We start from the raw sequence: 12,519 nt of genomic DNA on the forward strand, positions 1-12,519 counted from the left end.
TTTTTTAAATTTTAAACATTTCTCTAAGCTCTCTTCTAAGCAATTTCCACCCGTTCACTCTTGGAAGTTCGTCGAGAGCAAATATCTTTTTGGGAACCTTATATCTTGACAGGTTTTCACGGGCAAATCTGATTAATCCTTCATCGTCAGCTTCATTTTCCCAAACTACTGCAGCTACGGGGATTTCGCCTCTGTGACAGTCATCGATACTGAAAATAGCTATTTCTTTAACTGCAGGGTATTTGATTAGGACTTCCTCCACTTCAGTAGGATAGATTTTCCATCCGCTCATTACAATCATATCCTTTTTACGGTCAGTAATGAATAAACGGTTGTCTTCGTCAAGATATCCGACATCTCCGGTTAAAAACCATCCGTCATCTAAAAATGATGCTTTGGTCTTTTCCTCATTTCCCCAATATCCTTTTGCAATGGCCGGACCTCTAAGCGCAATTTCACCTTGCTTGTATTTTTGCAAGGTCATTGACGGATCATATTCATCCACGATTTTAACTTCTGAAAAGCAAACGGGATGTCCCACACTTTCAAATCTGTCCGCTTCCCAGTAATCTTCAGGTCTTATGACTGTTCCGGTCCCGATTACAATACTTTCTGACAGTCCGTATGCATTGATAATCGGTATCTGGTATGTCTGGTGGAAGTCTTTCCATATTTTTTTATGCAATGGCCCTCCGCCTGAGATGATTTCACGAACGGTCTTCAGGTGCTTTCTGGCATCCATGGTTGTTAAGGAATGGATTACGGGTGGCATTCCGCTTAAGACAGTAACCTTTTCAGTTTCACATAGTTCTAAATATTCATCAATGTTGAACTGTTCCATCATGATGTAGTAGGCGGCTGCCCTTAGTGCGGATATTCCCCAGGAAAGGCCCACGTGAGCCATAGGGTATATTCCTAAAAAAACATCATCCTGTTTCAATGTCAAAACATCGCACTCATTGTGTATCGCAGTAAAGTAATTTCCATGAGTTAGCATTGCGCCCTTTGGTTTTCCGGTAGTTCCTGATGTGTACTGCAATTGGCATAAGTCATCCCAATCAGTATTTTCAGCTTCCAGCACTTCGCAGCTTTTAAACTCTGTGATGTTTTCAGGGACATACATTTCAATATCGATTATGCCTTTCGCTTCGTTATCTGTAATCATCAGTTTGGCTTGCGAATCGCTTGCGATGTATTCGAGTTCTGAAGGGGTGAAGACCCTGTTTGTCGGGATGGCTATTGCACCTATCCTCCAAATTGCGAAAAGTGAAAACAGGTATTCTTCGGAATTTTTCAAATAAATTAAAATTCTGTCGCCCTTTTCAATTTCACGTGCTTTTAATTCTCTTCCAATTTCAGAAACTATTGATAAGATTTCATTGGAATTATATTTGTCTCCTGTTGTTGGATTGTATAATACATCTTTATCCAAACGTTTTGAATTCGCATCTAAAAAAGTTGTAATGTTCAACATTAAATTAACTCCCTAACAATAGCTTTTGTAACTTCCATTGTTGATGAATCCCCTCCTAAATCGGGGGTTCTGATTTTGCAGTCAGCAATTACCTTTTCAACAGCCTGTTTGATGTCGTTGGAGATTTCCCATTCTCCCAAGTAATCAAGCATCATTGAAGCGGATAAAATCATAGAACAAGGGTTTGCAATATTCTTTCCGGTAATGTCTGGTGCGGATCCGTGCACAGGTTCGAATAATCCGTTGTGGTCTCCAATGTTTCCGGATGGTGCAAGTCCAAGTCCGCCCACCAAACCTGCGCTTTCATCAGAGAGTATGTCTCCAAATAAATTGCTTGAAACGATAACATCAAAGTTTTGAGGTTGGGTAATAAGATACATTGCCATTGCATCCACATAATAATCTTCAGTAGTGATTTGAGGGTACTGCTGAGCCACTTTGTAAAAGCTTTCTTTAAATACTCCGTCAGTCTTTTTCAACACATTGCTTTTATGGACACATGTCACCTTGTTCTGCCCCCTTTTTATGCATAAATTGAATGCTGCTTTTGAAATTCTTTCTGAGGCCTTCTTTGTGATGTGCCTTTCTGCAATCATCTTATTTTCATCGCCATATTCAACCTGTGAATAGAGCCCTTCTGTATTTTCCCTAACTATTGTGAAGTTAATGTCATCACGGATACAGTCCACGCCTTTATAAGATTTTATGGGTCTTATGTTTGCATAAACGTTAAGCTCCTTTCTTAAATTGATAATCGGGCTAGGTTCACCGGGTGTTGATGTGGATGCTCCAAATAATACTGCATCGCTTTTATTAGCTATTTTTATTGTTTCTTCTGGTAATGTTGTTCCGTTTTTGTTAAAACACTCGAAACCGGCTTCCCCATATTCAAAACTAAATTCCAAATCAAGATTGTCAAGCAGATATTCGCATGATTCCATTACTTCTTTTCCTATTCCGTCTCCACTTATAATTGCAATGTTATACATTATTCTCCCTTTGAATACAATATTTGTTCGTATATTAATAATATTGATTTTATGCTATTTAAGTTAATTTTAAATTTTGTTCGTATACTATCGAAATACTTTTATATAACCAAAGTTATAATTATATATTAATTACATAAATTAAGATAGATTTCCTTATTGAATTTGTGAGGGATTAAAAATGGAAAGAAGTATCGATGAATTAATTGAGTTATTGAATGACAAAGATGACTTCGTTGTTGAAGATGTCATGGGCGAATTAGAATTAAGAAAAGAAGAATCCTTAGATCCGTTAATTGATGCATTATCTCATAGGAAAAAAGGTGTAAGATTACATGCAGCTACTCTTTTAGGTGCAATAGGTGACCCAAAAGCTATTCCTGCTTTAATTGATACTTTAAAAGACAACAATAAGTTAGTTAGAAGAGAAGCATCAACCGCTTTATCCCGTATGGGTCAACCTGCTCTAGATCCTTTAATTGAAACTTTAGCTGATGAAGACTGGAGAGTAAGAGGGGCAGCAGCTTGGGCTCTTGGAAACATCGGTGATGAAAAAGCTATCCCTGAACTTGAAAAACTGCTTGACGATGAAAGCGGTTTTGTAAGACAAGGTGCACAAAGTGCAATAGCTTCCATTAAGAAATAGATTCTATTTCTTTTCATTTCTTTTTTTTTAATAAATTTTTTTAATCATTTAAAACAATATTTAATCATGGGATTAAAAAAGTACAACAGGTATATAATATATTTTCTTTCTTTGTTTATCATATCCTTAGGAGCTTCATTATCCATCAAAGCTAATTTGGGAACTTCTCCGTTAATCTGTCTGCCTTATGTCTGCAGTCTGATTACCAAATTCAGCGTTGGAGAAGTGATGTTTGCATTTACTCTCATTTTCATTTTTATCCAGGTCGCTCTTTTAAGGGGTGATTTTGAAAAAAGGCAATACCTGCAGCTGGTTGTCGGAACAATATTTTCTGTTTTTGTTGATTTTTCACTGATTCTTGTCGGTTTCATAAATCCTGTCGGATATGTTAATCAGATGATTCTGTTGCTTGTTAGCTGTGTGGTCGTTGCTTTCGGTGTTTTGCTTGAGATTCAAACGGAAATCGTTTATCTTCCCGCCGATGGTGTTATTGTAGCAATCTCAAAAGTGTTAAAAAAGGAGTTTTCCACCGTAAAGCCATTCGTTGACACTTCAATGGTTATTATCGCAGCAGTCTTGTCAGTAGTATTTTTAGGATATCTTGCTGGAGTCCGTGAAGGTACAGTAATTTCTGCCCTGATCATAGGACCTATTGTCAGGGTTCTTAAGAAATACCTTGATTCATCAGTTGCAAGATTGATAGAATAGAAACTTCTATTTCAATACAATTGTTTCATCAATCATTTCAATCAGCAGCTTGTTTATCGGATTTCTGAATGACAATGGATGTTCTTTAGGATATTCAGCGCCAAAAGGAATAACTCTGAAAATGGACATGCACTGGTCGGTTGATCTAAGTGCAAAATAAGCCTTGTATTCCCCGTCAATTATGTTCACGATGAGTCCGACATCTTCCGTTCGCTCATGGCCTGATATTCCTTCTTCGGCATATATCCTGAATTTCTTAATGCCGCTTGCAGCAATCAGGCAGTATTCAATCAGATAGTCATATTCATCGTCATCCAAATCATAATCGTCATATTCGATTATTTCGCTGCATTCCTCATCGGGAATGTTAAAATAAGCGGTGCAGTATCCCAATGAAATATAAATCCCATCAAAGTCAAGGGATTTTGAAATGATGTCATAATACAGATTGTCCAGGGGTATTGATTTGTATCTGTCTCCCAATATTTCAGGAACCGTATGGGTTATGCCCCCATCTTCTATAGCAGTGCAGTAAAAGTGCTTTTCTCCCAAATATCCTGCGGTTGCAGCTTTTTCAATTGTCTCTTTAATGTCAATGTTGTCGGCATTTTCCAATCTTTCAGCTATTTTTAAAGCTTCCTCATCGCTTATCATTATCCTACCCTACTTAAATGTTCGAATATTTCGTCAATCCTGTCTGCTGTCTTAAAGAGTTCCTCCTGTTTATACAGGAATCCCTTTTCATCCATTTCATCAATCATTTCAATCATCTTATCATAAAAGCCGGCAATGTTGAAGATGATGATTTCGGAGTCAATCTGCTTGAGCTTTTTGAGTGTGACAATTTCAAAGAATTCATCAAGCGTGCCGATTCCTCCGGGGGATATGATGAACGCATCGGAATTTTCTTCAAACTTCTTCTTTCGCTCATCCATTGTATCCACATAGATGAATTCGCTGCAGTTTTCGCACAGCGGTTCAAAGTCATTAATCCATTCTGGAGCTATTCCAAGAGATTCTCCACCATTGTCATGAACGCCACGGGCACATGCTCCCATCATTCCGGTGTCTCCTCCACCAAAAACAAGTTTATGGCCTTTTTTAGCAATTTCACAGCCTAATTTGTATGCTTCATCAGTATAGATTTTATCTATTTTTCTGCTTCCTGATCCATATAAACAGATGTTCATGTAATCACTCTATATGTCGGGTGTCTGCTCTGCAAGGCATAAATGACAGATTGCATTAACGTTGTCCTTCTGATTATCTTTGACAGGACAGAAGAACTCTCCGTTTCTTTCTTCAACTTTCAAACTTCCCGGAAATTCGCTTCCAACAGGATGAATAGGTTCCTCTAAAATGAAAGTGGTGTATAATGAGGTTATCACATAAATCAATGGGAATTTGTCATCTTTAGAGTCATTCATTCTTTCATTTTCGAATGTTCTCTCAAGAAGGGGGAGTGAATTTATTAAAGCCGCTTTATCAATAGTTGAATGGTGTTCGTAGTCTTCTTTTTCAAGTACTTCCTTCATTCTCATGATAAAGTGTTTGATATAGATTTCCAGGTATTTTTCACGGTATTGGGCATGAATGTATTCCCCATCTTTTCTCATATATGCTGAAGCCAACATCAAATCATACACTGAAATGGTGGCGGCATATCTTTTAAGCATATCCATAATATCCTTTTTGGTGATATTTTCGTTGAGGGATAATCTTTTTAGTTCAACTAATATGCACTTGCTTTCCATGATTTTATTATAAAATTCAATAAATAAATACTTTTAATATAAAATCCAAATTAATATTCAGGTTGATTTATATGGAAGAGGAATTCATGGAAATTTCAAAAGAGGATATCGTAAATGTTGAAAACGCATTGAAAGTCAATGCAGATTATAAATTAAATAACACTAAATTTAATCTCAATACATTCGAAAAAGGACAGGACGTCGTTTTAATCCAATATGTTGCAAATGTTGAAAATGAGCTTGTTTTCCATACAAAAGAAGAGAACGGCAAATATTACATCTCAGAGACTTTCGGCTTATTTTTGGACAATATCATAAACGGCAACGTTTCAAGGGATGTGTTCCAGTCTGTTTTCAGATATTTCCATGATGTTATTGATGATGAGGAAAACGATTTTGAAGATGAAAAAGCCGAATTGATTAATTTCATGCTTCTGACAGAAGAATATGAAGAGGAAACCCTCAATGTTGATTTGGATCCGGCTAAAATTCGCCAGGATTATAAGGATGACTATGAAAGGATATACTCTGACGATTCATTAAACAGGGTTCAGAAAAGCCTTGCTCTTAAGGAATTGTTTCACATGTCAATTTGTCAGGTTGTCAATGACATTGAACTGTTCTTCACACGACCATTCGATTTGACTCCCGAAGAGAATGCGGAAAAAAACAGGCAGGAACAGAAAGCCCTGGAAAATGAAGTGCAATTATCATAAATATTTAAGTAATATTATTTGAATAGATATTATTATAAAAAGCAAATTCAACTGATTATATGATTACTATTACTAAAAACGAAGAAGTTGTTCTGGACCAGATTAGAATATTCAATATAGAATATCCCGAAGGCATTCCAATCAGTGTACTGAGAAAGGAATTGGGATTTCATGAATATGATTTAGTTCAGATTCTGGAAGAGCTTCAGGAAAAGGATTTAATCAACTTCAAGGATAACAAGGCCAGTTTGTCCGACAGTGAAAAGCAGATTAACACTGTTGATTCCAGGAAAGATTTGCAAAAATTGGAATTGAACATGAAGGAAGCGGAATCATATAAGTTAATTCAGGAGCTTGTCGATGACAAGAATCTCGTATCCAAATATACTTTGGAGGGTCACTTGCTTTACGGCGATTTAAAACTCACTAATTTTAGGATGTATCACATCATATTGTCCCTTCAAAATAAAGGGCTTCTAAAATCCATCGAAAAGGAAGACGGCGAATATTACCTTCTTATTGAATAATATTTTTTACATTCTTTTTAATATTTGAGTATTATTATTTTCTAATTTAATCATAATATTTATATAACATTAAAAATTAAAATTATAAATAATAATTGAGATTGATGTGTATTAATATGATGAGAATAAGTATGTCTTTACCTAAAAAATTATTGGCTGATTTTGATGAAGTTTTAAGAGAAAGAGGATACCAATCTCGTTCAAAAGGAATTCGTGATGCTCTTCAAGATTATATTGTAAGATACCAATGGATGAACTCAATGGAAGGGGAAAGAATAGGTATTGTAACTATTATTTATGACCACCATTACACCGGAGTCATGGAAAATCTTGCAGAAATCCAACACAGTTTCAGAAATGAAATCAACACAAGCATGCATATACACATGACTGATAAATACTGTATGGAAATTGTTGTAGTAAACGGAGACATTGCTGAAATCCGTGATTTAACTGAAAGAATAATGAGATTAAAAGGTGTTGAGCACGTAAAACTTACAAGTACTGCAAATGGAGAGGACTTTAAAGAGCCTGGCCATTCACACGACCACCCACACACTCATTAAACTCTCTTTTTTTCATTTTTTTTATCATGAAATTTAAGACAACGCCATACCATTCAGATTTACTTAAGGATATTGATAGGCTATCTGCTTTTTATGAAGCTATTGACGAATATGGGGGAAATACCAGTTTAGCTTATGATTTAGGCTGCGGCAGTGGCGTTCTGTCCTATTTTTTAAGCGACAAATTCGATGAGATAATCTCCATCGAAATGGACAGGAAAACATTCGCATGTGCAGAGGATAACTTATCCCCTTTTGAAAATATTGAAGTTGTAAACAGCGATGTTCTTGAATATGATTTCACAAAAAAGGCGGATTTGATAGTCTGTGAAATGTTGGACACCGCCCTGATTGATGAAGAAGAAGTTCCTGTTTTAAATCATGCTCGGAAGTTCCTGAAGCCTGACGGCAAGATCATACCTCAGGGAATTATCAACACGGCAGAGCTGGTGAGCATGGAAAGGCATCATGTTCACTGGGATGAGGGAGTGAATTATGACGTTCTCTCAAGGCCTTCAGTTTATTCGGAATTTAACTTTTTAGATGAAATCAACCCAAACGTTGAAATGGACCTGTCCCTTAAAGCCGATTGCAGCGGACTGCTGAACGGCTTGAAGATAACAACATTCACAAAACTCAATGATAATCTGATAGTGGGTCCCTTACCTATGCTGAACCCACCGTTACTAATCCCATTAAAGGAAAAGGAAATAAAGGTAAATGATTTAATAAATGTTAAACTAAAATATATTATGGGAAATGGGATTGAAAGTATTCAAACCCGATATTATTAAGGTGATAGATTGTCCTTTGAAGTCCAGTTGGGAGATTTTTTAAACAATTTTGAAAAATTGATTATTTTAGGGGTTGGCAACGAACTAAAAAGCGATGACGGCGTCGGACCTTTCATAGTTAAACAGATGATGAAAGAGGATATTGAAAGCGACAGTTTCATGCTTATTGATGCTGGAACAGTTCCTGAAAACTTCACTGGCAAAATCAGAAAGGAAAACCCGACACATGTGGTGATAGTTGATGCATGCCTGATGGGTTTGAATCCAGGTGATATGAAAATTGTGGATAAGGACGATTTCGTCAATATTGGCATTTCAACCCATTCGATGTCCTTGGCGTATTTTGTCAAATATCTTGAAAGAGATACGGATTTCAGGATAATCTTTGTTGGAATAGAACCTGAAACAATGGATTGGGGTGCAAAGCCCACTTCAAAAGTTGAAAAAACCGCTTATGAATTTATAGAAATTTTAAAAGGAATGATATTATGAAAGTTTTATTTATTGGGTCAAGATTATATGATGATATTGATTGGTATGTTAAAAGTAAAGGAATAGAAAGTGTTTTAACTGAATCTAATGAGAATGCCATTAATTTAGATTTGCCTGATCAAGTTTTCATTGTTCCTCGTGGAATGGAAGGCCCGAAACAGGTTGCATTAATGCAAAATGTCGATGCTATCGTTCCGTTAATTGGAATTGACCCTCCATTGTTGGATGTGGCTCATATGAAAGAGGAAGTTGAAAAAGAATACGACATTCCTGTAATCGCGGCTGATGTTCATGCCGTTGAAATAACATCCGATAAAAGCAAAACCAAACAATTTTTCACAGAAATTGGGGTGGAAACATCAGAGTTTCAGATTTTAAAGAGTCCTGATGAGCTCAAATTAGATTTTCCTGTAGTATTAAAACAATCTGAAGGTCAAGGCGGTAAAGATATCAGAATAGCCAAATCCATGGATGATGTTTTAGAATATTTCAATGATTTTGATGAGGCATTGTGTGAAAAATTCATCCAGGGGCATGAAGTATCCATTGAGGTGCTGGGATTTAATGGACAGTACGTTGCTTTGCCTCCAGTATGCAAAAGCGAAACCAGTCTTGAAGGAACCCATCCATTAAATAAGATTAAAACAGGACCTTGTATGGTTGAAGGCTTGGATAATAATTATACCCAATACGTTGCCTCCAAAATTGCAAGAAACCTTAATTCCGACGGAATATTCGAATTCGACTTTATCTTTTCAACTGAGGAAAAAAAGTTATATGCCCTTGAAGTCAATACAAGACCTAACGGCACAAGATATCTGACCAGCGCAACATGCGGCATTAACACTTTATACGAGTTGGTTAACATGGCGATCGGCGAATTTTCATTGGAGGATATTTCCAGAAAATTGGAATATCATTATGCAACCGAGATTCCAATTGGAAATTATGAAGGTCCTCAACCTAACGAGCCTTTAAAGTCATTTGAACATAATGATTTCGTTGTTCACGGTCCTGAAGGCTTTCAAAGAATTACAATTAGGGCAGATTCAAAAAGTGAGCTTGAAAACAGAATAAATGAGTTAATCTAATTTAAGCACATTTTTTTAGGGTTCTCCCTTTTATTTTAATTTTTAAACTACTTTTTTTTATAGATTCTAGATTTATTCAATTCATAACATTAATTTGTTGAATATTATCAAAATCAAGGAATTGAAAATTCGCTTATAACTTATAATTAACATTATATAGTATTAAAAATAAATTATTTATTAGTTTAAAAGGTTGAATGTGTGGTAAAATGATTAGTAATGATTTGTTAATTCTTTTTTTAATAACATTTTTCGCAACGGTGATTTTCACTTGGTATGTTAAAAGAATTCTTAATCAAGCAAAAATTGCGGATAGTCCAATAGTTAGTGAACATAGGCATAAAAAAGGCACCCCTACAATGGGTGGAATAGCATTTTTATTTACAATTTCATTAATTATAGCCATTTATTATCAAAACACTCCAATTTTAATCTTATCATACATCATGCTTGCAGGAGGAATTGTAGGTATGGTCGATGATTTGATGGGTTTGAAAATTAAGGAGATACAAAAGATAGTTGTCAATGTATCTGATGAAGTGATTCCATTTGGAAGACTTAATGTTGAACCTAATGAGGAAGTAAGGGTAGCCACTCCCGAAGCAAAAAAAGAAGTTGATGCATTGGTCAGGGAAGGCAAATTTGAAGTGGTTGGCGAAGTGCCTATTAAGACAGAACCTAAAGAGCTTGAAAAGATGGTCTGTCAAATCGTGTTAGGATTGTTCTTAGGATTAACTGGCGCAGTAACCACTATCGGAGGTTTTAATTTAGGAATTTTAACTATTCCTATCGTTATCATTGCTGTTTTAGGATGTATCAATTCCGTTAATCTTATTGATGGTATGGATGGTCTTGCCGCAGGTATTGTTGCAATCGCTTCCATTGCATGCTGTGTTTATGGCTATTTATTTGGGCCATTTACAATTATCCCACCATTCCTGATTCTTGCAGCCATATGTTTAGGGTTTTTAATATTCAATAAACATCCCGCTTCAATCTTTATGGGAGATACCGGATCTTTTGTATTGGGTACAGGTTATGCAGCGGCAGTGCTGTTATGCGACATTCCATATTTCGGAGTTCTTGCATTAGGAGTTCCTATCTTTTCAGTAATTGTTAGCTTGCTTCACAGAGCACATATCATTAAGTTACCTGTTGAACCTTTACACCACACCTTAAATCATTATGGTATGTCTGAGACAAAAATTGTATTTAGTTATTGGGGAATTACAGCATTATTATGCATTATAGGCATTCTTGCCAAAATGTACATTTTCTAATTAAATTTCTTTGGGTGAAAATATGGAAATTCAAGATTTGGCTAATGATATTAAAGGAAAACTTGTAGGTAATGATGACTTTTTTTCAATTGACGGATTCACTGGGAAATTTACCTTTTTAAATGATGCGCATACCGGCGATATTGTTATCAGGCACTGGATCAACAGTAAGGGTGTTGAAATTGCATTCCAAAAGAATATTGCTTGTCTGATTACTCAAACTCCAAAGGATGGGGCTATTGAAATGGCTGAAAAGCTTAACTTCCCGTTAATCATTACAGATAAGATTGAACTTGCAAATGCATATGCGCTTTCACATACAATAGGCAAATATTCACCTGATTCAACAAATGTTGTTATTACAGGAACCAACGGCAAATCAACAACTTCACATTTAATTTATCATATTTTGGATAATGCGGGATATCATGCATTGACAAATACCGACAGCGAATCAGAATTCAATACACTGATTGATCCGATGGTTTCCAAATTGATTTATGATGAAATATCTGCAAAAGGAGATTTGGACTTCCTTGTAATTGAAGTGTCTGAAGTTCAGGGATGGCTTGGAAAACTCATGAAAAAGCATGCGGCACTGATGACTGATGCCGTCAATCCGAAAGTAGGTGTAATAACCAACATTGCAATGGATCATATTGGTCTTGTAAACTCTATTGAAGAGGTATTTGATGAAATAAAAGAAGTTCCACATGCTATTGCTGGTGGAATCTGCGTATTGAATCATGATGATAATCTTGTAATGAAATTAAAGGCTCAAAATCCTTTTTATACCTCAATGTCTGAATTGGATGAGGAAAATGCTGTTTTCTTCAATGGCGATTCAATTGTCTACGGTGGCGAAAGTATTTTGTCAATTGATGATTTGCCATTCAGGGGCAGTCACTTTATTCAAAATATCTTATCAGCTATCGGAGCATGCATTTCATTGGGAATAGACCTGGATGATATAGTGAAGGGTGTTAAATCATATAAGGCGTTGGATAGGCGTTTTTCCAAGTTGAACGAAGAACCTTTGATATATGATGATTTCGCACACAATCCCGATGGGATAAGGTCAACCATTTTGGAAACTCTCAAAGTCCTTCCTCCAAATCAAAAACTGCATGTGGCATGTGCCATTAGAGGTTCAAGGGGTGTTGAAATCAACAAGCTAAATGTCGAAGCGCTTGTTGACGCAATGACCGACGACGTTGAATTAAGTTTAACATCAAGCAAGGATGTCGTAAACGACTTGAACCATGTGGAGGACGATGAAAGGGATATCTTCTTTGATACATTAAACAGCAACGGTATCGAATTCACCCACTACGACAATTTGAGGGACTGCCTTGATGAAGTTTACAGAAAAGCTGATAAAAAGGATATTATCCTATTAATTGGTGCCCAGGGAATGGATCCTGCGGAGTCTATTTTAAGAGACATAATATAAATTTAAATATTATATTAATTTAATATAAT

15 protein-coding genes are annotated in these 12,519 nt (G+C 36.0%); 10 read left to right on the forward strand and 5 right to left on the reverse strand.

What is annotated here, in order from left to right; genetic code table 11:
• Positions 1-4 precede the first annotated feature (4 nt).
• Together E7Z77_RS02255 and aksF are read right to left on the reverse strand one after the other, a co-directional pair.
• Positions 5-1,474: a class I adenylate-forming enzyme family protein gene (locus E7Z77_RS02255; RefSeq protein WP_292749704.1), complete on the reverse strand. Its 1,470-nt coding sequence runs from the start codon at positions 1,472-1,474 to the stop codon at positions 5-7.
• Complete coding sequence (aksF, locus tag E7Z77_RS02260) at positions 1,474-2,463, reverse strand: homoisocitrate dehydrogenase (RefSeq protein WP_292749706.1); 990 nt, start codon at positions 2,461-2,463, stop codon at positions 1,474-1,476. The genes E7Z77_RS02255 and aksF overlap by 1 nt, the downstream gene beginning before the upstream one ends.
• Positions 2,464-2,644: 181 nt before the next feature.
• Here aksF and E7Z77_RS02265 point away from each other — a divergent pair, with 181 nt between their 5' ends.
• Both E7Z77_RS02265 and E7Z77_RS02270 read left to right on the forward strand, forming a co-directional pair.
• Complete coding sequence (locus E7Z77_RS02265; protein WP_292749708.1) at positions 2,645-3,109, forward strand: HEAT repeat domain-containing protein; 465 nt, start codon at positions 2,645-2,647, stop codon at positions 3,107-3,109.
• A gap of 66 nt (positions 3,110-3,175) precedes the next feature.
• Complete coding sequence (locus E7Z77_RS02270; RefSeq protein ID WP_292749710.1) at positions 3,176-3,817, forward strand: DUF6198 family protein; 642 nt, start codon at positions 3,176-3,178, stop codon at positions 3,815-3,817.
• 6 nt (positions 3,818-3,823) lie between these two features.
• On the opposite strand, the gene E7Z77_RS02275 is transcribed toward E7Z77_RS02270, so the two are convergent.
• The 3 genes from E7Z77_RS02275 to E7Z77_RS02285 are packed head-to-tail and all read right to left on the reverse strand — an operon-like array spanning position 3,824 to position 5,571.
• Complete coding sequence (locus E7Z77_RS02275; RefSeq protein WP_292749712.1) at positions 3,824-4,471, reverse strand: hypothetical protein; 648 nt, start codon at positions 4,469-4,471, stop codon at positions 3,824-3,826.
• On the reverse strand, positions 4,471-5,007 hold the full coding sequence (locus tag E7Z77_RS02280; RefSeq protein ID WP_292749714.1) for a TIGR00730 family Rossman fold protein: 537 nt from the start codon (positions 5,005-5,007) through the stop codon (positions 4,471-4,473). Before E7Z77_RS02280 ends, E7Z77_RS02275 begins: the two co-directional genes overlap by 1 nt.
• A gap of 9 nt (positions 5,008-5,016) precedes the next feature.
• Positions 5,017-5,571 carry a DUF2115 domain-containing protein gene (locus E7Z77_RS02285; protein ID WP_292749716.1) on the reverse strand — a complete coding sequence of 185 codons (555 nt, stop codon included), beginning with the start codon at positions 5,569-5,571 and terminating at the stop codon, positions 5,017-5,019.
• Positions 5,572-5,642: 71 nt separating this feature from the next.
• Here E7Z77_RS02285 and E7Z77_RS02290 point away from each other — a divergent pair, with 71 nt between their 5' ends.
• The 8 genes from E7Z77_RS02290 (at position 5,643) to E7Z77_RS02325 (ending at position 12,490) form a co-directional block, all read left to right on the forward strand.
• Complete coding sequence (locus tag E7Z77_RS02290) at positions 5,643-6,287, forward strand: hypothetical protein (protein WP_292749718.1); 645 nt, start codon at positions 5,643-5,645, stop codon at positions 6,285-6,287.
• Positions 6,288-6,346: 59 nt separating this feature from the next.
• Positions 6,347-6,814, forward strand: coding sequence for a hypothetical protein (locus tag E7Z77_RS02295; RefSeq protein ID WP_292749720.1), 468 nt, complete (start codon positions 6,347-6,349; stop codon positions 6,812-6,814).
• 116 nt (positions 6,815-6,930) lie between these two features.
• Entirely contained in the window at positions 6,931-7,380 is a 450-nt protein-coding gene (gene nikR, locus E7Z77_RS02300; protein WP_292749722.1) for a nickel-responsive transcriptional regulator NikR, read from the forward strand.
• A gap of 26 nt (positions 7,381-7,406) precedes the next feature.
• Complete coding sequence (locus tag E7Z77_RS02305; protein ID WP_292749724.1) at positions 7,407-8,174, forward strand: methyltransferase domain-containing protein; 768 nt, start codon at positions 7,407-7,409, stop codon at positions 8,172-8,174.
• 9 nt (positions 8,175-8,183) lie between these two features.
• Positions 8,184-8,666, forward strand: a complete 483-nt coding sequence (gene hycI / locus E7Z77_RS02310) for a hydrogenase maturation peptidase HycI (protein WP_292749726.1) — start codon at positions 8,184-8,186, stop codon at positions 8,664-8,666.
• Positions 8,663-9,757: an ATP-grasp domain-containing protein gene (locus E7Z77_RS02315; RefSeq protein ID WP_292749728.1), complete on the forward strand. Its 1,095-nt coding sequence runs from the start codon at positions 8,663-8,665 to the stop codon at positions 9,755-9,757. The genes hycI and E7Z77_RS02315 overlap by 4 nt, the downstream gene beginning before the upstream one ends.
• A gap of 197 nt (positions 9,758-9,954) precedes the next feature.
• Complete coding sequence (locus tag E7Z77_RS02320) at positions 9,955-11,037, forward strand: phospho-N-acetylmuramoyl-pentapeptide-transferase (RefSeq protein WP_292749730.1); 1,083 nt, start codon at positions 9,955-9,957, stop codon at positions 11,035-11,037.
• Between the two features lie 22 nt (positions 11,038-11,059).
• A complete protein-coding gene (locus E7Z77_RS02325; RefSeq protein ID WP_292749732.1) occupies positions 11,060-12,490 on the forward strand; it encodes a Mur ligase family protein in 1,431 nt (476 codons plus the stop codon).
• The last annotated feature ends 29 nt before the right edge of the window (positions 12,491-12,519 follow it).

Origin of the sequence: Methanobrevibacter sp. (genome assembly GCF_015062985.1) — an archaeon.
Classification (GTDB): domain Archaea; phylum Methanobacteriota; class Methanobacteria; order Methanobacteriales; family Methanobacteriaceae; genus Methanocatella.

What these genes read in the sequence shown, in the direction of transcription:
- E7Z77_RS02305 (WP_292749724.1), top strand. Translation starts at nt 7,407, where the DNA reads ATGAAATTTAAGACAACGCCATACCATTCAGATTTACTTAAGGATATT.
- E7Z77_RS02265 (WP_292749708.1), top strand. Translation starts at nt 2,645, where the DNA reads ATGGAAAGAAGTATCGATGAATTAATTGAGTTATTGAATGACAAAGAT.
- E7Z77_RS02285 (WP_292749716.1), bottom strand. Translation starts at nt 5,571, where the DNA reads ATGGAAAGCAAGTGCATATTAGTTGAACTAAAAAGATTATCCCTCAAC.
- E7Z77_RS02280 (WP_292749714.1), bottom strand. Translation starts at nt 5,007, where the DNA reads ATGAACATCTGTTTATATGGATCAGGAAGCAGAAAAATAGATAAAATC.
- E7Z77_RS02315 (WP_292749728.1), top strand. Translation starts at nt 8,663, where the DNA reads ATGAAAGTTTTATTTATTGGGTCAAGATTATATGATGATATTGATTGG.
- E7Z77_RS02325 (WP_292749732.1), top strand. Translation starts at nt 11,060, where the DNA reads ATGGAAATTCAAGATTTGGCTAATGATATTAAAGGAAAACTTGTAGGT.
- E7Z77_RS02270 (WP_292749710.1), top strand. Translation starts at nt 3,176, where the DNA reads ATGGGATTAAAAAAGTACAACAGGTATATAATATATTTTCTTTCTTTG.
- nikR (WP_292749722.1), top strand. Translation starts at nt 6,931, where the DNA reads ATGATGAGAATAAGTATGTCTTTACCTAAAAAATTATTGGCTGATTTT.
- E7Z77_RS02255 (WP_292749704.1), bottom strand. Translation starts at nt 1,474, where the DNA reads ATGTTGAACATTACAACTTTTTTAGATGCGAATTCAAAACGTTTGGAT.
- E7Z77_RS02275 (WP_292749712.1), bottom strand. Translation starts at nt 4,471, where the DNA reads ATGATAAGCGATGAGGAAGCTTTAAAAATAGCTGAAAGATTGGAAAAT.
- E7Z77_RS02290 (WP_292749718.1), top strand. Translation starts at nt 5,643, where the DNA reads ATGGAAGAGGAATTCATGGAAATTTCAAAAGAGGATATCGTAAATGTT.
- E7Z77_RS02320 (WP_292749730.1), top strand. Translation starts at nt 9,955, where the DNA reads ATGTGTGGTAAAATGATTAGTAATGATTTGTTAATTCTTTTTTTAATA.
- aksF (WP_292749706.1), bottom strand. Translation starts at nt 2,463, where the DNA reads ATGTATAACATTGCAATTATAAGTGGAGACGGAATAGGAAAAGAAGTA.
- E7Z77_RS02295 (WP_292749720.1), top strand. Translation starts at nt 6,347, where the DNA reads ATGATTACTATTACTAAAAACGAAGAAGTTGTTCTGGACCAGATTAGA.